Raw genomic sequence first — 20,931 nt, forward strand, 5'->3', positions numbered from 1 at the left:
ATGGCAACCGAAATTCTCATGCCCGCCCTTTCGCCCACGATGGAAGAGGGCACGCTGGCCAAATGGCTGGTCAAGGAAGGCGATACCGTATCCTCGGGCGATATCATGGCCGAGATTGAAACCGACAAGGCGACGATGGAGTTCGAAGCCGTCGATGAAGGCATCGTTGGCAAGATCCTGATCGCCGAGGGCACCGAAGGCGTCAAGGTCAATACCCCCATCGCCGTTCTGGTGGAAGAAGGCGAAGACGCCTCCGCCCTGCCCGCGGCTGCCCCCGCAGCCGCAGCGGAGACCGAGGCCGCCCCTGCGGCGGTTGAGGCCCCCGCTCCTGCCGCCGCACCTGCCGCTCCGGTCGTGGACCTGTCGCCCGACTGGCCTGCCGACGCCGAGATGGCGCAGCAGACTGTCCGCGAAGCCCTGCGCGATGCGATGGCCGAGGAAATGCGCGGCGACGAAGACGTTTACCTGATGGGCGAAGAAGTCGCTGAATATCAGGGCGCGTATAAAATTTCCCAAGGTCTGCTCGACGAATTCGGTGCCAAACGCGTGATCGACACCCCGATCACCGAGCACGGCTTCGCCGGTATCGCGGTCGGCTCGGCCTTTGGGGGGTTGAAACCGATTGTCGAGTTCATGACCTTCAACTTCGCCATGCAGGCGATTGACCAGATCATCAACTCTGCCGCCAAGACGCTCTATATGTCCGGCGGCCAGATGGGATGCCCGATCGTGTTCCGTGGTCCCAACGGTGCGGCGGCCCGCGTGGCTGCGCAGCACTCTCAGGACTACGCCGCATGGTACATGCAGGTTCCCGGCCTGAAAGTTGTGATGCCGTATTCAGCGGCTGACGCCAAGGGCCTGCTGAAATCGGCAATCCGCGATCCCAACCCGGTGGTCTTCCTGGAGAACGAAATCCTCTACGGTCGCTCCTTCGATGTGCCGCAGGTGGATGACCTGACCGTGCCGCTGGGCAAGGCCCGTATCTGGCGCGAAGGCTCGGACGTGACCATCGTCAGCTTTGGCATCGGGATGCAATACGCTCTGGAGGCCGCCGACAAGCTGGCCGAAGACGGCATCAGCGCCGAGGTGATCGACCTGCGCACCATCCGCCCGATGGACACCGGTGCGATCATCAACTCGGTTATGAAGACCAACCGTCTGGTGACCGTCGAAGAGGGCTGGCCGCAAGGCTCGGTCGGCAGCTACATCAGCTCGGTGGTGATGCAGGAGGCGTTTGATTACCTCGACGCACCCGTCATTACGCTGACCGGCAAGGACGTCCCGATGCCCTACGCCGCGAACCTCGAAAAGCTGGCCCTGATCACCACCGATGAGGTGATCGCCGCCGTCAAACAAGTGACCTACCGGTAAGGAACAGTCATGCGGCCGCTCGACCCACCAGATGAAGTAGAAACTAATGAGACTGCCCACGAGATGGTTCGTTTCTGGATTGCTGATGAAGAGCATCAAATAACATTGAATATCGGGCTGTTTGACCCCGATGAGGAGCCCCGCCTTTGGGGCTCCATCCTGGCCGATATCGCACAGCACGCTGTTAACGGAATGCTTCAAGACCGCCCGGACGCGGGTTCCACAGACCAACTTCTGGCTCAGATCGAAGCAGGGTTTGCAGATCGTTTGAATCAATACCCGGAGTTTTCGGGATCGCTCCAAGGGAGTAAGCACTAATGCCCACAGAAATTCTGATGCCCGCCCTTTCCCCTACGATGGAGGAAGGCACCCTTGCCAAATGGCTGGTCAAGGAAGGCGACACTGTCTCGTCCGGCGACCTGCTGGCCGAGATCGAAACCGACAAGGCCACGATGGAGTTCGAGGCCGTTGACGAAGGCACCATCGGCAAGATCCTGATCCCCGAAGGCTCCGAAGGGGTCAAGGTCAACACCGCGATTGCGGTCCTGCTGGAAGATGGCGAAAGCGCCGATGACATTGGCACTGCACCCACCACAGCTCCCGCGGCTGCACCCGCAGCCGCCGCGGGCAACGAGGCTGCCGCGCCAGCGGCGTCCGAGGCGCCCGCCCCTGCACCGGCAGCACCGGCCAAGGCCGATGGCGGTCGTATCTTCGCCTCCCCGCTGGCCCGACGTATTGCCGCGCAAAAAGGTCTGGATCTGACACAGATCGCAGGCACCGGCCCGCATGGCCGGATCGTCAAGGCTGATGTCGAAGGCGCAACGGCAACCGCTCCGGCCCCTGCCGCTGCACCTGCCGCAGCCGCCCCGGCAGCCGCAGCCCCGGCTGGCCCATCGGCGGATGCCGTCGCCAAAATGTACGAGGGTCGCGACTACGAGGAAATCAAGCTGGACGGGATGCGCAAAACCATTGCCGCGCGCCTGTCCGAAGCCAAGCAAACCATCCCGCATTTCTACCTGCGCCGCGATATCAAACTGGACGCTCTGCTGAAATTCCGCGGCCAACTGAACAAGCAGTTGGAAGGCCGTGGCGTGAAGCTCAGCGTCAACGACTTCATCATCAAGGCTGTCGCCAACGCCCTGCAGCAAGTTCCCGCCTGCAATGCGGTCTGGGCCAGTGATCGCGTTCTGCAACTGAAACCTTCGGATGTGGCGGTCGCCGTCGCCATCGAAGGCGGCCTGTTCACGCCGGTCCTTCAGGATGCCGACACCAAGTCACTGTCCGCACTGTCGACCGAGATGAAGGACCTTGCCGGTCGCGCCCGTGAACGCAAGCTGGCGCCGCATGAGTATCAGGGCGGCACATTTGCGATCTCGAACCTTGGCATGTTCGGCATCGACAATTTCGACGCCATCGTGAACCCGCCCCATGCCGGTATTCTGGCTGTGGGCTCCGGCGTCAAGAAACCGGTTGTCGGTGCTGACGGCGAGCTTGCCGTAGCTACCGTCATGTCGGTCACAATGTCGGTCGATCACCGGGTGATTGACGGTGCGCTAGGCGCAGAGCTGCTGCAAGCCATCGTCGACAATCTGGAAAACCCGATGGTCATGCTGGCCTGATCAAACATCACCCGCCGGGGTCAGGCCCCGGCGGGTGCTCTCACGATCACCGCCACGATGTGAGCAAGCGTGATCGCCCGGCTGGTTGCCCAAGCAACCGCAGTCCCCCACCTTTGATGCAGACGGCTTTGCAACTTAAAGGTGGACCATGCGCTTTTCTGATTTGACCAAGACCCTGCTTCTGGTCGCGCTGACGGCCACCACAGCACCTGCCGCCGCCATCGCAAAACCCAACAGCTATCCCGGCGAAAATTCCAAATTCAAGTCGACCGACCCCGCTGTCATCGCGCAGCAGAAAGCCGAACGCGAACGACGCATTGAACTGCGGAAACAAAGGCGCCAGGAACGCAGGCGCGAGCGGCAGGAGCGGCGCAACAACCGCTCGAACTAGATCGCTTTGCGTTTGATTTGAATCGAAATACGCTGCCTCACCCTGCGGTCGAACGCGCATTTCGATAGCTTTGCCTCAGACAAAACGCAAAACACTTTAGATCCTTACTGGTCCTTGCCCAGCATGTGGTCCATCGAAACCGAAGGCTGGTCACAGCCCGCTTCACCCACGATCTTGGCAGGGATGCCCGCCACGGTCGTGCAGGCCGGAACCTCTTGCAACACCACTGAACCTGCGGCGATGCGGCTGCAATGGCCCACCTCAATATTGCCCAGAACCTTGGCCCCGGCGCCGATCAGAACGCCATCACCGATCGTGGGATGGCGCTGCTCCTCTTCCTTGCCGGTTCCGCCAAGGGTCACCGAGTGCAGCATCGACACATTGTCGCCAACAACCGCCGTTTCACCGATCACGATGGAATGGGCATGGTCGATCATGATACCCTTGCCGATCTTCGCGGCAGGATGAATGTCGATCCCGAAAATCTCGGACGAGCGCATCTGGAAGAAATACGCCAGATCATGACGGCCTTTGTTCCAAAGCCAATGCGCCACACGATAGGCCTGCATCGCCTGATAGCCTTTGAAGTACAGGATCGGCTGCAACAGGCGGTGGCACGCCGGGTCGCGTTCATACACGGCCATCAGGTCCGCACGCGCGGCCTCGATCAGCGACGGGTCACCCGCATAAGCCTCGTCCACGATTTCACGCAGCACCATCATCGACATCTCGTTCGAGCACAGCTTGGCCGACACCCGGTATGACAAAGCCCGTTCAAGGCTGCGGTGGTGCAGGATACAGGCGTGCACCAGACCACCCATAAGCGGCTCGCTCTCGACGGCCGCCTGAGCTTCGGTGGTGATACGGGTCCAGACCGGATCAACCGGTCTTACGAGACTGCGCTTTTCCAACATGGTTTTTGATCCTTTGCTGCGCCTAGAATGCCATTTAGTTGTAAAAACACCAAACGCAAACCCGTGATTTGCAGGGTAACGAAAATGAATGAAACCAAATTGGCAGGCTTTGCCGCAAGGATTCAGGCCCGATTGATCGAGATTGCGGATCATTCGGCCTCGGAAAAAGATGCGCAGGCCATTGTCGAATTGGACCAACAGGCCGTTGGCCGTCTCAGCAGGATGGACGCGTTGCAGAATCAGGCCATGGCCAAAGCGCAGCAAGCCAATCGGGATATCGAGACACGACGCTTGCAGGCCGCGCTGGCCCGCATTCAGGAAGGTGAGTTCGGGTATTGCGAGGATTGCGGCGACGAGATCCCCAAAGGTCGGCTGGACCTCGACCTCGCCGCCACCAAATGCGTCAGCTGCGCGTCCGGTTGATCTGAAACCGGACCAGATGGCGCAGAACCATTTCAAAACACTGACAATATTGCGGGTCGTCAAAACCCGGTTCATCCGCCAGCCGCCTGCTGCGCGCCGCTGCCATCAACGAGCCATTTCCGAACATTGGATGAATCCGCCCGGTCTGGCCAACATGTTTGTCGGCCAGTTCCGCTTCGTGGATCATGCGGGAGCAGAGGCGATTGCGCTCCACCGGCGGCGCGGCCAGCAGGGCACGCGCCGCAGCGCTGACATCTCCGTGTAAAACAGGGCGCATGTCGCGGTTTACCCGACTGCCAGGCTGGTCGGCAGGCCCGGACCGTAGCTGGCCGAGACCTGCGCCACCCGAACCTCATAGGCCCCGCTGAGCCCATCCGCCGTTTGTGCCGCGGCCGAATAGAACCAGTTCGGCGCGCTCACGACCTGTTCGCGTACAGGCGCGCCGTTGACGCGAATTTGAACAAGGTAGGATTCGCTCTCTTCCGCCAGCGGCACGTCCAGACCGGCCCAATCGTCCCCATCCAACCGAGTGCGGCGTATCCAGGACAGCTGGTCGCCTGTGGCCGAGGAAACCGCCCTGAGATGCACCGGCGCATAGGGACGCAATCCGTTGCCATCAAAGGTTTCGACAAGGTGAGTGAAGGACGGGTCGTCATATCCCCGCGTCGCCGGGCCGATGCGATAGTGTTTGGTCACCCGCCGCTCGGACCGCAGTAGGCTTGTCTGATAAACCCGCTGATCCAGCAAAACGAACATCGACCCTTCGGGCCAGATATCGGGCATCGTCGCATCTGTCCCCAACTGGCCGCGCAAACGCCCGGACAAGGTATACGTACCTGCCTCCTGCAGAGTCGCATTTGCGAACTGGAAAACCTCCCAGTTGCCGGGTGTCCCATCGCCGATTGCCGCCAGATTGGCGCCGTTTAACAGAGCCTCACGCGGGCGCGATTCCAGCACCCCGTCGACCAGATTGACCCGCAGTGGTGCACCTTCGTCCCAGATACCCGCACCCGCCTGCCTGAGCGGCGTTTCGGTGAACCCAATGACCGCCTGCCCCGAGATGACCTCTTGCAGTGCATAGTCTTCGTCGCTGGCCGCCGAGTAGACGGCAACGCTGCCGGGCCAGGGGTTAGCCGACGCCGCAAGATACGGGGCGTGCGGTGCTTCTGACCCGGTGATCAGCGGCAAATCCATGAATACGGGAAGGACGGGAACAGGTGCGATAAAGGGCTTTGCGGTCACCTCGTCATCGGGCAGATCGGACGGCGCATAGAGGCCGGGTTCGATCCGCACCGCGTCAGCCAATTGCAGATCGGCCTGCTCCAGACGGTCGATGCGATACCGCGCACCTTGCCCATCTTTGGTCAGAGTGACGACGTCACCCGCACCCAGATGCAGCATCGACGGTGGCAACGCAAACCGGGCCGTTTCACGCGAAACCCGCGCTTCGCTCAGCCAGCGCTCGGCGGTCTGGCGGCCTTCCGAGCGTGTCATCGACAAAGGCATCTCGTTCACCGACACGGAATGCGTGCGGGTATCCGGCAGGACAGCCTCTTCTGACACAACGTCATGGTCGGCATCCGATTGCACAAACCGCAACCGTACGCGGCCCGTCAATTCGGCCTCGGCCTCTCGGCGATATTCGACACGTCCTTCAATGTCCGCACTTTCGGCCAGCAAATCACTGTCCAGCTCAACCGGTCTGCGACCATCGCGCATCCGAAACAGCAACACACCATCCCGTTCAATCGCATCAAAGCCGTAGCGCAACATCAACGGCTGCAAGGCCGCACGCGCGCTGGACACGTCTTCAATCGCATACCCCCGTACCACGCCATACAGCCGCGATACATCGATATGCATCACCCCGGCGCCGTGGCAGATTTCCGTGACAACCGAGGCCAGAGTACGCGTTCCCGATCGCCCGTTCAGCCAATGACCGCGTGGGTAGTTCACACCATCGCTCCACTGGCTGCGGAGGTTGGGGAAGGTGGGAAAGGGGCGTGCGTCCCAGGCCCAGACATAAGCGTTCGCCATGTCTACCATCGGCCCACCATATTCATCCGAAACCGGGTTGATCGCCGGATCGGACCAATAGCCCAACATCGCCTTCAGATACTGCATCTGCATGAAATCGTCACGCAGACCGTTGGAGTATTTCGGCAGGCTGGATTCCGAGGATTTGGGATCGAGAAACTTGTTCGGCTGATTGGACCCTTTGTCGATCGCCGCACAGCCAAGCTCGTCCACCCATGCCGCATCGAATTGCGGCCCCCGCAATCCCTCGGGATCATGCGCCGAGAACGCCTGCGCCTCGGCCCCGTTAGGCCAGATCAGCTTGCGTTCCGATGCCTTCCACTGCGGCCGCCGGTCCGGGGGCGAACAGTGCAATATCCCGCTGTCGCCAAAGATCATCACATCGCGCACCTGATCGAAGGTCTCACCGACCAAAGCCACCCTGCTGGCCTCTCCCCTATCCAACGGCTTGGACCCCTCGACCATCGACCGCACCCATTCGGACCCAGCGCGTGTCTTGCCTGCGCCGCGCCCTCCCATGATCACCCAGGACCGCCAGTCACCCTCGGGCGGCAATTGATGCGGCATCGCCCAGAACTCGAATAGGAAAGGGAGGGCACATAGCCCCCCCTCCCCGATCTCACTCAGAAATCGGTCCCGAACCGCAGCATCGGCGGAGGCGAGCCAACCTGCACCCGATTTCAAATCGAGCGCGCTCAAGGTCGAGCGCATACCCCCCTTGGGCAATTCCGGCTTGTCTGTGATGTTGTTCGACAAAGCTTGTCTCCACTTTCTGACAACTTCGGATCAGCCCCTCTAACTGCCCGAGTTGTTTGGCTGTACCAGCCAGGTCTGCATCCTCCCCGGTTCCGATTTGCCTGTGCAGTTCTTCCGCTGCTTGGCGCAAACCGCGAATGGACGTCTCAAGCGACTGCAAAAGTTCCGCCGTCTGGGACATCCGCTCTTCCGGGGTAATCAAAGTCATGTTTGCCTGTGACCTCATGCGTGAGTTTTTCCGCACGAGAGAAACGAAAAACGGCCGCCGGGTGTCCCCGGGGCCGTTGCCCACTTCTTCTAGCATGACACAACTTATACGAGAATAAGCACGCAAAGTCAATGATTTGCGCAACAGGGGCGCAACACCCAGAGTACGCTCCGAGTTAAGAATACCTGAACGACCACGCGCATTACGGTTGGATTGCCAGCATTTCAGGCCGCTACTCTGGGTACGATGACAGGAGGACATTCCCTACACAACGCATTCCTTTGATGTGGTGGGACGGGTCGCCAATGAGATGATGAAACCTTCACGCGGATGAGGATGCCGGTGCCTCTTCAGTCTAGTTTAAACACCCGGCGAAAGACGTGCTTGCTGCAGTCGGAACAAAACCACGGAGGTCGGTTCTCGCTGGGGTCAGGTAATGACGGGGATGCGGTCTTATCCTGCCCCCGCCCCTTCAGTGAACCATATCAAAGCTTGACAAACCCGCACATAAGTCGCATGTGCCGCAGACCAAGCGCTGACGCGTGAGCATCTGGCCGACACGGCCCCACAGCGCACTACACATCTCTCAGTTCCCCTTCACGCAGGGTTCTTGATGCGACGGCCGGACATATGGGACTCGCCCGTATGTCCCGAGGCTTCGCATAAACCCTGCCGGTCGCGCTGTTTGCGTGGCCTTACGCTTGTGTCCGGTGCGGAAAGCCGTCCCGGATCAAAAAGGAATGATACTTGTTCGACTTCGACATGCTGGGCCTTGCCCCAGCCCTGAATGACGCGCTGCAACGCGCCAACTTTACCCAACCCACGCCGATCCAGAACCAGGCGATCCCGCTGGCCCTGCAGGGCCACGACATCCTCGGGCTGGCCCAGACCGGCACCGGCAAGACGCTGGCCTTCGGCCTGCCGCTGATTGATCACCTGCTGGCGCAACCCAGCAAACCGGCCCCCAAAACGGTCAAAGCCCTGATCCTGGCGCCGACCCGCGAATTGGTGAACCAGATCGCCGAGAGCCTGCGCAACCTGACCAAGAAAACGAAACTGCGCGTCGCCACCGTCGTCGGCGGGCAATCCATCGGCAAGCAGATCTCGTTCCTGTCGCGCGGCACCGACATTCTGGTCGCCACCCCGGGCCGCCTGATCGACCTGATGGAGCGTGGCGCCGTCGACCTCAGCACGGTACGTCATCTTGTGCTGGATGAGGCCGACCAGATGCTAGACATGGGCTTTATCCACGCTTTGCGCAAAATCGAGCCCGCTTTGGGCACGCCGCGTCAGACCATGCTGTTTTCGGCGACAATGCCGAAGCTGATGGAGGAACTCAGCCAGTCCTATCTGACCAACCCGCAACGGGTGCAGGTTTCGCCCCCGGGCAAGGCGGCGGACAAGATCACACAGTCTGTCCACTTCCTCGACAGGGCCGAAAAACCACGGAAACTGCGCGAGGTTCTTTCAGCGGATATGGACGCCCTGACGCTGGTCTTTGCCCGTACAAAACACGGGGCAGAGAAACTGATGAAAGGCCTTGTGGCGGACGGGTTCAACGCCGCCTCGATCCACGGCAACAAAAGCCAAGGTCAGCGCGACCGCGCGATCAAGGCGTTCCGCGCCGGAGAGATCAACGTGCTGGTCGCCACCGATGTCGCCGCGCGCGGCATCGACATTCCAGGTGTTGCCTACGTGATCAACTATGACCTGCCCGAGGTGCCCGACAACTATGTCCACCGCATTGGCCGCACCGCCCGCGCCGGGCGCGAAGGCGAAGGCATTGCTTTCTGCGCACCGGATGAACTGGATCAACTACGCCAGATTCAGAAGTTGATGAAGATCGACATCCCGGTCGCCAGCGGCACCATGCCCGAATTCGCCGAACCCAAGAAACCGCGCAAGCGTGGCGGGTTCCGGGGACGCAGGCCGCACGGGGCAAATGAAGCGTCAAAACCCGCGCCGTCCAAACGGCGCCGTCCACGCCGACGCCCCGCCGCATAAAAGAGAAAGGGCCGCGTTTTTCGACGCGGCCCTTTTCTTAGTTGCTCGAGCTGTTTCTCTCGGCTTCGATCTCTCGCCATTTGGCAACGTTGCGGTTGTGCTCATCCAGAGTTTCCGCAAAGGCGTGCCCGCCTGTTCCATCCGCTACAAAGAAGACGTAATTGGTCTCTTCCGGAGCAACGGCGGCCTCAAGGCTTGCAAGCCCCGGATTGGCAATTGGCGTCGGCGGCAGACCATCGATTACATAAGTATTCCATGGCGTTGCCCGGCGAAGTTCACTCCGGCGCAGACCACGACCCAGCACGCCCTGACCCTTGGTGACACCGTATATGACGGTCGGGTCCGTCTGCAGTTTCATGCCTTTTTCAAGCCGGTTCACAAAGACGCTGGCGACTTGTCCGCGCTCATGCGGAACACCGGTTTCTTTCTCGATTATCGAGGCAAGGATCAACATCTCCTCGGGGCTGCTGATCGGCAAATCGTCCTGCCGGTTTTCCCAGACCGCGTTGATCCGCAACTGTTGCTTTTCCTGCATGTCCTGCAGCACGGCAGCCCGGTCATCGCCCGGAGCAAGCTCATAGCTGTCGGGGGCCAGCATACCCTCGGCCGGAACCTCGGACACCTCACCGGTCAGCGCGTCGATGCCCTTTAGCGCCTCAACCACCTGCCACGAGGTCACGCCTTCGGCGACCGAGACGCGATAGCGGGTGTCGGCGTCCTGACGCTTTTCAGTGTATTCAGCGGGGGCATCTTCTTCACCGGCCTCGAAACTAGCGATCTCGACAAAGTCCAGCGTGGCCGGGTCCAGTTCGCGCACACGGGTCTGCACGCGTGTCACGCCGATACGATACTCAATCTCGGACCCACAGGTGCTGGCACCGCTGCTGGTGATCTCGTCGATGATCTGCTCCATCGACGCGCCTTCGCGGACCAGAAAGCTGCCCGCTTTCAGTTGCTGGGCCTTGTCGGTGTAATCTGCGCCCATCCGGAAGATCATGGCGCTGCTGATGGCGCCCTCATCTTCAAGCTGCTGGCTGACGCGGCTCATGTTCGATCCGCTTTTGACCTGCAGGCACATGGCAGTTTGCAGCGGGCCCTCGGCCTTGTATTGCGACTGCCCCCACAGGATCAGACCGCCGATCAGAAACAGGCTGACCACCAGGATGGTCAGCGCGTTCGATGCCAAAGCCCGCCACATTTAGCTGACCTTTCCGAAAATCACGCTCGCGTTGGTGCCGCCAAAGCCGAACGAATTCGACAGGGCCACGTTGATCTCACGCTCGCGTTTGGCGTTGGGTGCCAGATCAATCGGGGTTTCAACTGCCGGGTTGTCCAGATTGATCGTCGGCGGCGCGACCTGATCACGGATCGCGAGGATCGAGAAGATCGCCTCGATCGCGCCAGCCGCGCCCAGCAGGTGACCGGTGGCCGATTTGGTCGAGGTCATGGTCGCGTTGCTGGCGTGGTCGCCCAGCAGACGCTCCACGGCGCCCAGCTCAATCGTGTCCGCCATGGTCGAAGTGCCATGCGCGTTGATATAGTCCAGGTCCTTCGGCTCCAGCCCGGCGCTGCGCAGGGCGGCTTTCATCGAACGCTCGGCCCCATCGCCATCCTCAGACGGCGCTGTGATGTGGTAGGCGTCGCCGGACATGCCATAACCCAGAACTTCGGCGTAAATTTTCGCGCCGCGCGCTTTGGCGTGTTCGTATTCTTCCAGAACAACAATGCCCGCGCCTTCGCCCATGACGAACCCGTCGCGGTCGACATCATAGGGACGGCTCGCCTTTTTGGGGTCATCGGCATATTTGGTCGACAGCGCCTTACACGCGTTGAAGCCCGCGATGCCAATCTCGCAGATGCAGCCCTCGCCACCACCTGCAACCATGACGTCCGCATCACCCGCGCGGATGATACGGCTGGCGTCACCAATCGCATGCGCACCGGTCGAACAGGCCGTTACAACCGAGTGGTTCGGACCTTTGAAACCGTGACGGATCGAGACCTGCCCCGAGGCCAGGTTGATCAGCGCACCGGGGATAAAGAAAGGCGACACGCGACGCGGGCCCTTGTCGCGGATCAGGTTGGCCGTATCCGCGATGGACCCAAGGCCACCAATGCCAGAGCCGATCAGAACGCCGGTGCGCAGGCGCGCGTCTTCGTCCTCGGGCGTCCAGCCCGCATCCGCACAGGCCATGTCGGCCGCTGCGATGGAATACAGGATAAAGTCTTCGATCTTGCGCTGCTCTTTCGGCGGCATCCAATCGTCGGGGTTGAACGTCCCGTTGGTACCGTCTCCGCGCGGCACTTCGCAGGCATAGGTCGTGGTGACCCCGCTTGCCTCAGCGTCGAACTGAGTGATCGGGCCCGCACCGGATTCTCCGTCCAGCAGCCGCGACCAGGTTTCCTCGACCCCGCTGGCCAACGGAGTGACCAATCCCAGACCGGTTACAACGACTCTGCGCATGAAATGCCTCTTGCCTGCTTCCTGTTTGAGAACCGCTCATACCCCGGCCCGGGGGCCGGGGGCAAGAGCAACGGCATATTCCCTTCCGGCAGCATCCTGCCAAAACGGAAAGAAATTCAGCTCATCACCACAAGAACGGCTCAGAATTAAAAAAACCGCCCGCTGCCTCGATCGGCAACAGGCGGTTTCCGAATGGTCCGTCAGTTACTGGAACTGTGCAACCGGTTCATGTGCGGTTTTGGCCACTTCCAGCGCCTCCGCCAGATCAAGCGACTTGCGGAACAGCGCCCGCCCAACAATCGCGCCCGAGATATTCGAGATGTAAGCCAAGCGCGAGATATCGTCCGCCGTGCGCACCACACCGCTGGCGATGATCGGCGTGCGGGATTTCTCAGCAAGACCGGAGATCAGGCCCAGTTGCGCCTCGACGTCCTCCATATCGCTGTCGATATCCGTTACCAGAATGGCGGCAAACGGGGTATCGGCGAACGCCTCGATATAGGCTTCCGGGGTGAAAGCACTCTGGCTGCGCCAGCCCTCGGTCATCACCTGACCTTGCCAGACATCCACGGCCAGAACGATCTGATCCGGATAAAGCTTGGCGAGTTCCTTGACCAGGATCGGATCCCAGGCGGCCAATGTACCAAGGACGATACGTCCAGCCCCCTTGTCGATCCAATACTCGACCTGCTCGCGGGTGCGCATACCACCAGCCAGTTGCACCGGCATTTCAGACGAGCGAATGATCTCTTCGACCAGCTCGGCGTTGGTGTCCCGCCCTTCGATCGCGTCGAAATCCGTCAGTTGCATCCATTCCGCACCTGCGGCTGACCAACCACGCGCTGTTTCAACAGGGTCCACGTGCCAGATCATGGCTTCGTCCAGACGGCCCTTTTCCAGCGTCACACACCGGCCGTTCTGCAGTTCCATTGTGGGGTAAATCCTCATGAGCACGCTCCTCCGCTCATTCGCATTGCAATTCACTGTACCATACACGTCCGCAGAATCGCGAATGCCACCAGTTTCGGCAAACTGGAGACATTTTGCGGCATCACAACCAAGTTGAGACTAAAGGCGCGCGGGCGGTCCGTTCCGGCGCAGCAACACAACCGGAGTGTCGTTGTATTTGCATTCACGCATCACCGTGTAGCCAAGCTTTTCTGCCAGCTTGTGCGAGGCGTGGTTCGCTGAGTTCACCATTGCCACCAACGGTCCGGGCATGATGCGGTCAAACCAGTCATGCGCGGCCTGGGCCGCCTCGAACCCCAACCCCTGGCCCTGTGCCTCGGGCACCAGAATCCATCCGGCTTCGGGAAAACTGTCGAAATCATCGCCCAAAGACCGGTTACCATAGAAAAAACCGGCCTGCCCGATCATCAGCCGATTCGATTGCTGCAACACGGCCCATTGCCCGAACCCGGCCATCTGCCAATGCCCGGCATTGCGCAGAAACGAATCCCATGCCTCACCACGCGAACGCGGCTTGCCGCCAATATGGCGCACGATACAAGGGTTGCGCCAAATCTCGGCGAACCGGTTGAAATCCTCGGGCCTCATGCCGCAAAGCATCAGGCGCGATGTGTTTATCGTCGGGGTGGATCGTATCATGCCCTGCCCGCATAAATATTTTGTGCCTCAGGAGGATCGTTGCGAACGTAGCCTTACTCTGACAAGCCCGAAATCCGGGCAGACATAAAAAAACGGCGCCTCCGTTGCCCGGAAGCGCCGTTTTTATAAGATTTCGAGGCGATCAGGACGCTTCGGAGATGAATTTGACGGCGTCGCCAAAGGTCTGGATGGTTTCAGCTGCGTCATCCGGGATCTCGATGCCGAACTCTTCTTCGAAGGCCATGACCAGCTCAACGGTGTCCAGGCTGTCGGCACCCAGATCGTCGATGAACGAAGCGTTCTCGGCTACTTTGTCCTCTTCAACACCCAGGTGCTCAACAACGATCTTTTTAACGCGATCTGCGACGTCGCTCATGTCTATTCCTCATTCCATTTTCAGGGCGTAATGCCCGGTTCAGCCCTTGCCCGCTCAGGCTGGCTTTGATTTTGCCCGGTCCGGGCGGTTGGGTCCCCGAATTACCGGGAAAGTAGAAGGCCGACCGTTTGGCCGACCCCTGCATACATGTGCCGCCTATAGCACAGACAACGCCCGAGGCAAACGCTTTCGCGCCTGCCTCGGCGTGCGATCACAACATGGCCATGCCGCCATTCACATGCAAGGTCGCTCCTGTAACATAACCCGCTTCAGGGCTGGCAAGGTACAGAACTGCCGCAGCAATTTCCGATGGCTCACCCATACGACCGGCCGGAACCTGTGTCAGGAGGGCGGATTTCTGATCGTCGGTCAGCTTGTTGGTCATCGCCGTCGTGATGAAGCCTGGCGCCACCGCGTTGGCCGTGATTCCGCGGCTTGCGACCTCGCAGGCGAGAGACTTGGTCATGCCGACCATACCCGCCTTGGACGCGGAATAGTTGACCTGACCCGGGTTTCCGGTTGCACCTACAATGGACGAGATATTGATGATCCGGCCCCAGCGCGCCTTCATCATGCCGCGCAGAACGCCCTTGCACAGCTTGGCGGTGGCGGTCAGGTTCACGTCGATCACGCTCTGCCATTCCTCGTCCGACATGCGCATGAACAGGTTGTCCCGCGTGATACCCGCGTTGTTGACCAGAATATCGACCGACCCCATTGCATCCGCCGCCTGCTTCGGCAGCGCTGCAACGGCTTCAGGATCACTCAGGTTGCAGGGCAGCACGTGGACGCGCTCGCCCAGCTCATCCGCCAGTGCCTGCAGCGGCTCGACCCGTGTACCAGACAGCCCGACAGTGGCGCCAGCGCCGTGCAGCGCGCGCGCGATATCGCCCCCGATACCACCCGAAGCGCCTGTGATCAGCGCGTTCTTACCTGTCAAATCAAACATTCGGTTTCCCTTTTCGTGCGTCCCAACGGGACGTTTTCAACTTACGATTCGGCCTGGGTGACCTTTTGCACGTCTTCCGGCGTGCCGACGGCCTTGCCCGCAATGTCGCGATTGATCTTGCGGATCATGCCCGACAGAGCCTTGCCTGCGCCGATCTCCCATGTCTCGGTCACACCCTGCGCGGCCATGTACTGCACGCTTTCGCGCCAACGGACCGAACCGGTGACCTGTTCGACCAGCAACTGGCGGATCAGGTCCGGGTCGGTGACCGCTTCGGCGCGTACGTTGGCCACCAGCGGCACGGCAGGCGCCTTGATTTCAACAGCAGCCAGAGCCTCTGCCATTACATCTGCAGCAGGTTGCATCAGCGCACAGTGAAATGGAGCACTTACAGGCAACATTACCGCCCGTTTAGCGCCCTTTTCCTTGGCGATCTCAGCCGCGCGTTCGACGGCGGCCTTGGCACCCGAGACCACAACCTGAGTCGGGTCGTTGTCATTCGCGGCCTGACAGACCTCACCCTGCGCGGCCGCTTCGGCAACGGCGCGGACCGCGTCCAGGTCCAGCCCAAGAATGGCGGCCATCGCGCCCTCGCCCACCGGCACGGCGCTTTGCATTGCCTGACCGCGGGTGCGCAGCAAACGGGCGGTGTCGGCAACCGACAACGCACCGGCAGCGGCCAAAGCCGAGTATTCGCCCAGCGAATGACCGGCGACAAAGGCCGCATCGGTGACCGAAACGCCCTCGGCCTCCAGCGCGCGCATCGCGGCGATCGAGGTGGCCATCAGCGCCGGCTGCGCGTTCTGCGTCAGCGTCAGGTCTGCGATGTCGCCTTCCCAGATCAGGCTGCTCAGCTTTTCACCCAGCGCCTCGTCGACCTCGTCGAACACAGCCTGAGCAGCCGGATAAGCCTCGGCCAGAGCCTTGCCCATCCCGATGGTTTGGGCGCCCTGCCCCGGAAAAACGAATGCGCGTGTCATTGCGACCTCTTGGATGACGTTAGGTTGCCGGGGGGTGTAAACCGAGTGTGGACGCGGCACAAGCATTGCCTGACCTCTGCACTGTGGCACTTTTGATGTGCGCATCACGCTATTGAGTCCTGATCCCATGGCTTTAGGTTGACATCAGCCACCCCAGCCCCGGAGCAACAGATGCCCTCGACCAACACCTTTTCCAATTATGGCAGCGTGACCAAGACGTTCCACTGGCTGACCGCCCTGCTGATATTCACGGCGCTGCCGCTGGGATGGATCGCCAATGATCTGGCCCATGCGATCTATGACCCCTCGATTCCGACCACCGAGGACGATATCGCCCGGGCGACCCGTCTGTTCTCGCTGCACAAGACCGTAGGGGTCACTGTTTTCTTTGTCGCCCTTGCCCGCATCCTGTGGGCGGTGACGCAAACCAAGCCGGGGTTGTTGAACGCCGAGAACAAACCCGAAGCCTTCGCCGCCGAAACCGTTCACTGGATGCTCTATGCTTCGCTGGTTCTGGTGCCGCTGACCGGCTGGCTGCATCATGCCGCATCCGAAGGGTTCGCGCCGATCCTGTGGCCCTTTGGGCAAAACCTGCCCTTCGTACCCAAGTCGCCCTTTGTCTCCGAGGTCACGTCCGGCCTGCACTGGCTGTTCATCTGGGTTCTGGCCGGGTCTCTGGTCCTGCACATCGCCGGGGCCCTCAAGCACCACGTGGTCGACAAGGACAGCACCCTGCGCCGCATGTTGCCCGGCCAATCGGATGCGCCCCAGCCACCTGCGCAGCATCATTCGATGATCCCGGCTGCCGCGGCGCTGGCGGTCTGGGTAGCGGTTTTGATCGGTGGCTGGTCCATCGGCATCTTCTCTGACCACTCTGCTGCGACGACCGACACCGCCGAACTGACCGAGGTACAATCGGACTGGCAGGTACAGGACGGCGACCTGTCCATCACCATCACCCAATTGGGCAGCCCTGTGACCGGCCGTTTCGCCGAGTGGACCGCCGCAATCGCCTTTGAAGATCCGGCAGAACCGGGGTTGGCTGGTTCAGTGGACGTGACGATTGCCATCACATCGCTAAGCCTTGGCACAGTCACGGATCAGGCCCTGGCCGCCGATTTCTTTGACAGCGCCCAGTTTCCGACCGCCCAATTCAAAGCCGACATCTACAAGACGGACACCGGATACGAGGCGCGTGGCCCCGTGACCATCCGCGACAAATCGGTGGACGTCGTGCTGCCGTTCACTCTCGACCTGCAGGAAAACACCGCAACGATGGCCGGAGAACTTCAGTTGAACCGTCTGGACTTCGACGTTGGCACCTCGCAACCGACCGAAGAGTCGCTGGGCTTTGGGGTCGTGGTCTCGGTCAACCTGACGGCCGAGCGGCAGCGCTAAAAAAACCGCCGGGGCGCAACGCCCCGGCGGTTTCATTTCAGAGGATCGAAACCGAGTTATTCGGCTTTCTGTGCCTCGATCGAAATCCGAACTTCGACTTCATCGCTGACGAACGGTGCAAACTGACCCAGTTCGAAATCGCTGCGCACCAGCGTGGTGGTGGCATCGAAACCTGCCCAAGGCTTGTTCGCCATCGGGTGATCAGCAACCTGATTGAGCTTGGCGTCCAGAACGACCGACTTGGTCACGCCGTTCATGGTCAGATCACCAGTAATGTTGGCGGTGCCTTCACCGGTGACCTCAATACCGGTCGAGGTAAAGGTGATCATGTCACCTTCGGCCACGCCGAAGAAATCCTCGGTCATGAAGTGATCTTCGCGCGGCTTCCAGCCGGTGAACATCTCGACCACAGGCATCGACACGGAAACGCTGGATGCGGCGGGGTCTTCCTGATCGAACATGATCTCGCCCTCAAAGCCCGAGAACATGCCGGTAGTGGTCGAGAAACCAAGGTGGTTGTAAGTGAAGACCACCTGGCTGTGGCTGGGGTCCAGAGTGTATTTCTCGGCGCTTGCAAACGCCGAGGTCGCCGAAACGGCCAGTGCAGCAGCAAGAAGGGTGGATTTCATGACAATCTCCGCAATTTTGTGAATGCAAACCTGTTGGGTTGCTCAATAACAAAAATGTGCTGCCTAAAGGCAGCACACAAGTATTATTCTCTCACAGTTTCTGTTCTTTCGTGAACAGAATAAAACTTAGGCGAAGATTGTTACACTTCCGCTCAGTTGGCCTTTCAGCGCCCGACCGACATCCGCCGACTGTAGCGGCAGCTTCATCAGCAGGCTGCCATCGACATCGAACAGCTCGACCTGTTCGTCGTCAAAGCGCGCACCGCCCAGTGTGTCATAGCTGCGGCGCAGAACGGTTTGCGGCCGTCCGTTTTCGTTCTTCTGCAATACCCGTACCTCGCGGCGGATCGGGTCGAAATAAGCATCAGGACGGGCATCGAGGATCTGGATCGTCAGCAGGCTGACCCCGACCAGCAGGAACATCAGCGACGCGGCCAGTTTGATCGGCCAGACCTCGGTTCCCATGGCGGAACCGTCCATCAGCCACATGGAAAACGCCATCACGATCAGAAACGCCCCCGCAACGCGGGCCAATACCATTCGGACCTTCCAGTTCGGCTCGAACCCGATCAGCACTGGTACGGTTTTCTCATAGCTCGCGGATTTTGCGGACTCTTCGAATGTATTCGTATTCATCGCGGTCATATCTCTCACCCTGTTTTCAGGTTGCCGTCCTGGGTCCGGTTTCTCCGGAAGTTCCCCGGTATGAAAACAACTTTGAGCCGAAAAACGTCAGGAATTGGGCAGTGCGGTGGAATTAGCGCGACTTCACCAAGGCACCTGTGGCAGGGCTTGCCCCCCGGGCTGAAACGTGTATATGGGGCCATCCTTCGCAAATCACATGAATCGCGCAGCCTCTCGTGGCAGGGTCGCGAAGGACCAAACGGCCCCGCCTATGAAATGCGCCTTGATAGAAACAGGAGTGCACATGCCACTGTATGAGCATGTAATGATCGCGCGTCAGGACCTGTCCAACGCGCAGGCAGAAAGCCTCGTCGAACATTTCGGCACCGTTCTGGCTGACAACGGCGGCAACGTCGTCGAAAGCGAGTACTGGGGCGTCAAGACGATGGCCTACAAGATCAACAAGAACCGCAAAGGCCACTATGCCTTCCTGAAGACCGACTCGCCTGCTGGCGCGGTTCAGGAAATGGAACGCCTGATGCGCCTGCATGAAGACGTCATGCGCGTTCTGACCATCAAGGTCGACGAGCATGCCGAGGGCCCCTCGGTCCAGATGCAGAAGCGCGATGAGCGCGAAGGCCGCCGCGAGCGCCGCTGATCAACGCCTGACGAAAGGACATAAACCATGGCCGCAAAACCATTTTTCCGCCGCCGCAAGGTCTGCCCGTTCTCGGGTGAGAACGCGCCGAAAATCGACTACAAAGACACCCGTCTGCTGCAGCGCTACATCTCTGAGCGCGGCAAGATCGTACCTTCGCGCATCACCGCCGTTTCGGCGAAAAAGCAGCGTGAACTGGCCCGTGCTATCAAGCGCGCCCGCTTCCTCGCCCTGCTGCCCTACGCCGTGAAGTAAGGAGAGACTGACATGCAAGTTATCCTGCTGGAACGCGTTGCGAAACTGGGTCAGATGGGCGACGTCGTTGACGTCAAGCCCGGCTACGCCCGCAACTTCCTGCTGCCCCAAGGCAAAGCCCTGAGCGCATCGGACGCCAACATCGCGTCGTTCGAAGCCCAGAAAGCACAGCTTGAGGCACGCAACCTGGAAACCAAGAAAGAAGCTGAAGCACTGGCTGAAAAGCTGGACGGTCAGCAGTTCATCGTGATTCGCTCGGCATCGGATGCCGGCGCTCTGTACGGTTCGGTCACCCCGCGTGACGCCGCAGACGCCGCGACCGAGGCTGGTTTCACCGTCGACAAGAAACAGATCGCCCTGATCGCTCCGATCAAGGAACTGGGTCTGCACTCGCTGGCAGTCAAACTGCACCCCGAGGTCGAAGTTGAGATCAAGATGAACGTTGCCCGTTCGGAAGAAGAAGCCGAACTGCAGGCATCGGGCAAATCGATCCAGGAACTGGCCGCAGAAGAAGAAGCCGCTGCTGAATTCGAGATCGCCGAACTGTTCGACGATATCGGTTCCGCCGCTTCCGACGACGAAGAGCTGGTTGCCGAAGAAGCTCCGGCTGAAGAAGACGAAGCCAAAGCCTGATCCGGCTGAGGTGAGATTTGAAAAGGCCGCACAATTTGTGCGGCCTTTTTTCTTGCACAAGCCAAACGGGCAAAATTCAGCCAGAATTAAGACCTATGCTTGCACGCGGCTTCGTGTTTCCTATCATCGCGGCTGAATTTCGGAGTACTCAGATGACATCTTTCTTGCGCCGCAGCGTCCTCGCCATCCTGCTGACAGCCCCCTTTGCCGCCTGCGGCGGGCCAGACACGCCGACACAGGATGCATTCGATCCACCGCTGTACCCCAACGAAACGCCCGAGCTGCGCGCATCGATCAACCATTGGGCGGACCACTACGAGGTCCCGCGCGAACTGGTGCACAAGCTGGCAATCCGCGAAAGCACGCATCGCCCCTGGGCCGTGAACCGCCCCTATTACGGCCTGCTGCAGATCCTGCCCGCCACGGCGCGCTCGATGGGCTATTCCGGGAATGCTCAGGGCCTGCTGGATGCGGATACCAACCTGGAATTTGCGGGCAAGTACCTGCGCGGTGCGTGGCTGCTTTCGGACGGTGACCAGCAACGGGCGATTTTTCTGTATGCCAAAGGGTATTATCCGGAAGCCAAGGCGCGGGGTATGCTGGTCGAAACCGGGCTTCAACCTTCACCGTAGGA

23 protein-coding genes are annotated in these 20,931 nt (G+C 60.3%); 11 read left to right on the plus strand and 12 right to left on the minus strand.

The window, feature by feature from the left end:
• The 4 genes from ACR0DO_RS06155 to ACR0DO_RS06170 all read left to right on the plus strand — a co-directional run bounded on the left by ACR0DO_RS06155 (position 1) and on the right by ACR0DO_RS06170 (position 3,381).
• Complete coding sequence (locus tag ACR0DO_RS06155) at positions 1–1,371, plus strand: pyruvate dehydrogenase complex E1 component subunit beta (protein WP_170443385.1); 1,371 nt, start codon at positions 1–3, stop codon at positions 1,369–1,371.
• A gap of 9 nt (positions 1,372–1,380) precedes the next feature.
• Positions 1,381–1,689, plus strand: a complete 309-nt coding sequence (locus ACR0DO_RS06160; protein WP_480557192.1) for a DUF5076 domain-containing protein — start codon at positions 1,381–1,383, stop codon at positions 1,687–1,689.
• Positions 1,689–2,990 carry a pyruvate dehydrogenase complex dihydrolipoamide acetyltransferase gene (locus tag ACR0DO_RS06165; RefSeq protein WP_480557193.1) on the plus strand — a complete coding sequence of 434 codons (1,302 nt, stop codon included), beginning with the start codon at positions 1,689–1,691 and terminating at the stop codon, positions 2,988–2,990. The genes ACR0DO_RS06160 and ACR0DO_RS06165 overlap by 1 nt, the downstream gene beginning before the upstream one ends.
• A 163-nt stretch (positions 2,991–3,153) precedes the next feature.
• A complete protein-coding gene (locus ACR0DO_RS06170) occupies positions 3,154–3,381 on the plus strand; it encodes a hypothetical protein (protein ID WP_480557194.1) in 228 nt (75 codons plus the stop codon).
• A gap of 104 nt (positions 3,382–3,485) precedes the next feature.
• On the opposite strand, the gene cysE is transcribed toward ACR0DO_RS06170, so the two are convergent.
• The gene (cysE, locus tag ACR0DO_RS06175) at positions 3,486–4,295 is read right to left on the minus strand and encodes a serine O-acetyltransferase (protein WP_480557195.1); all 810 of its coding nucleotides are present in this window, start codon (positions 4,293–4,295) and stop codon (positions 3,486–3,488) included.
• A gap of 84 nt (positions 4,296–4,379) precedes the next feature.
• Between cysE and ACR0DO_RS06180 the strand changes: the two genes are divergently transcribed.
• Positions 4,380–4,718, plus strand: coding sequence for a TraR/DksA family transcriptional regulator (locus tag ACR0DO_RS06180; protein ID WP_480557196.1), 339 nt, complete (start codon positions 4,380–4,382; stop codon positions 4,716–4,718).
• On the opposite strand, the gene ACR0DO_RS06185 is transcribed toward ACR0DO_RS06180, so the two are convergent.
• Positions 4,699–4,995 carry a DUF7742 family protein gene (locus ACR0DO_RS06185; protein WP_480557197.1) on the minus strand — a complete coding sequence of 99 codons (297 nt, stop codon included), beginning with the start codon at positions 4,993–4,995 and terminating at the stop codon, positions 4,699–4,701. The two genes, ACR0DO_RS06180 and ACR0DO_RS06185, sit on opposite strands and share 20 nt — an antisense overlap.
• Before the next feature lie 8 nt (positions 4,996–5,003).
• Positions 5,004–7,466, minus strand: coding sequence for a phage tail protein (locus ACR0DO_RS06190; RefSeq protein WP_480557479.1), 2,463 nt, complete (start codon positions 7,464–7,466; stop codon positions 5,004–5,006).
• A gap of 1,000 nt (positions 7,467–8,466) precedes the next feature.
• Here ACR0DO_RS06190 and ACR0DO_RS06195 point away from each other — a divergent pair.
• A complete protein-coding gene (locus ACR0DO_RS06195; protein WP_480557198.1) occupies positions 8,467–9,723 on the plus strand; it encodes a DEAD/DEAH box helicase in 1,257 nt (418 codons plus the stop codon).
• A 37-nt stretch (positions 9,724–9,760) separates the two neighbouring features.
• Here ACR0DO_RS06195 and mltG read toward each other — a convergent pair whose 3' ends face one another.
• The 7 genes from mltG to fabD all read right to left on the minus strand — a co-directional run bounded on the left by mltG (position 9,761) and on the right by fabD (position 16,100).
• Positions 9,761–10,921, minus strand: a complete 1,161-nt coding sequence (mltG, locus tag ACR0DO_RS06200) for an endolytic transglycosylase MltG (protein WP_480557199.1) — start codon at positions 10,919–10,921, stop codon at positions 9,761–9,763.
• Positions 10,922–12,187, minus strand: coding sequence for a beta-ketoacyl-ACP synthase II (gene fabF, locus ACR0DO_RS06205; protein ID WP_480557200.1), 1,266 nt, complete (start codon positions 12,185–12,187; stop codon positions 10,922–10,924).
• A 204-nt stretch (positions 12,188–12,391) separates the two neighbouring features.
• Positions 12,392–13,135, minus strand: a complete 744-nt coding sequence (locus ACR0DO_RS06210; protein ID WP_170443358.1) for a 1-(5-phosphoribosyl)-5-[(5-phosphoribosylamino)methylideneamino] imidazole-4-carboxamide isomerase — start codon at positions 13,133–13,135, stop codon at positions 12,392–12,394.
• Positions 13,136–13,255: 120 nt separating this feature from the next.
• Entirely contained in the window at positions 13,256–13,795 is a 540-nt protein-coding gene (locus tag ACR0DO_RS06215; RefSeq protein ID WP_170443356.1) for a GNAT family N-acetyltransferase, read from the minus strand.
• Positions 13,796–13,937: 142 nt separating this feature from the next.
• The gene (locus ACR0DO_RS06220) at positions 13,938–14,171 is read right to left on the minus strand and encodes an acyl carrier protein (protein ID WP_008756330.1); all 234 of its coding nucleotides are present in this window, start codon (positions 14,169–14,171) and stop codon (positions 13,938–13,940) included.
• A gap of 211 nt (positions 14,172–14,382) precedes the next feature.
• Positions 14,383–15,120, minus strand: coding sequence for a 3-oxoacyl-[acyl-carrier-protein] reductase (fabG, locus tag ACR0DO_RS06225; protein ID WP_480557201.1), 738 nt, complete (start codon positions 15,118–15,120; stop codon positions 14,383–14,385).
• Between the two features lie 41 nt (positions 15,121–15,161).
• Positions 15,162–16,100: an ACP S-malonyltransferase gene (gene fabD / locus ACR0DO_RS06230; RefSeq protein WP_480557202.1), complete on the minus strand. Its 939-nt coding sequence runs from the start codon at positions 16,098–16,100 to the stop codon at positions 15,162–15,164.
• 171 nt (positions 16,101–16,271) lie between these two features.
• Between fabD and ACR0DO_RS06235 the strand changes: the two genes are divergently transcribed.
• Entirely contained in the window at positions 16,272–17,498 is a 1,227-nt protein-coding gene (locus tag ACR0DO_RS06235; protein WP_480557203.1) for a cytochrome b/b6 domain-containing protein, read from the plus strand.
• A gap of 56 nt (positions 17,499–17,554) precedes the next feature.
• Here the strand turns inward: ACR0DO_RS06235 and ACR0DO_RS06240 are convergent, their stop codons facing one another.
• Positions 17,555–18,127 (minus strand): YceI family protein, encoded by a 573-nt coding sequence (locus ACR0DO_RS06240; protein ID WP_170325292.1) that lies wholly within the window; start codon positions 18,125–18,127, stop codon positions 17,555–17,557.
• A 126-nt stretch (positions 18,128–18,253) separates the two neighbouring features.
• Complete coding sequence (locus tag ACR0DO_RS06245; protein WP_480557204.1) at positions 18,254–18,772, minus strand: hypothetical protein; 519 nt, start codon at positions 18,770–18,772, stop codon at positions 18,254–18,256.
• A 283-nt stretch (positions 18,773–19,055) separates the two neighbouring features.
• On the opposite strand from ACR0DO_RS06245, the gene rpsF reads away from it, so the two are divergent.
• The 4 genes from rpsF to ACR0DO_RS06265 all read left to right on the plus strand — a co-directional run bounded on the left by rpsF (position 19,056) and on the right by ACR0DO_RS06265 (position 20,929).
• Positions 19,056–19,409 (plus strand): 30S ribosomal protein S6, encoded by a 354-nt coding sequence (gene rpsF / locus ACR0DO_RS06250; protein WP_170354526.1) that lies wholly within the window; start codon positions 19,056–19,058, stop codon positions 19,407–19,409.
• A gap of 27 nt (positions 19,410–19,436) precedes the next feature.
• Complete coding sequence (rpsR, locus tag ACR0DO_RS06255) at positions 19,437–19,664, plus strand: 30S ribosomal protein S18 (RefSeq protein ID WP_005608650.1); 228 nt, start codon at positions 19,437–19,439, stop codon at positions 19,662–19,664.
• Positions 19,665–19,676: 12 nt separating this feature from the next.
• Positions 19,677–20,297, plus strand: a complete 621-nt coding sequence (gene rplI, locus ACR0DO_RS06260; RefSeq protein WP_170443347.1) for a 50S ribosomal protein L9 — start codon at positions 19,677–19,679, stop codon at positions 20,295–20,297.
• A gap of 152 nt (positions 20,298–20,449) precedes the next feature.
• Positions 20,450–20,929 carry a lytic transglycosylase domain-containing protein gene (locus ACR0DO_RS06265; RefSeq protein ID WP_170443345.1) on the plus strand — a complete coding sequence of 160 codons (480 nt, stop codon included), beginning with the start codon at positions 20,450–20,452 and terminating at the stop codon, positions 20,927–20,929.
• Positions 20,930–20,931 lie beyond the last annotated feature (2 nt).

This window comes from Ruegeria sp. AM9, assembly GCF_056540565.1.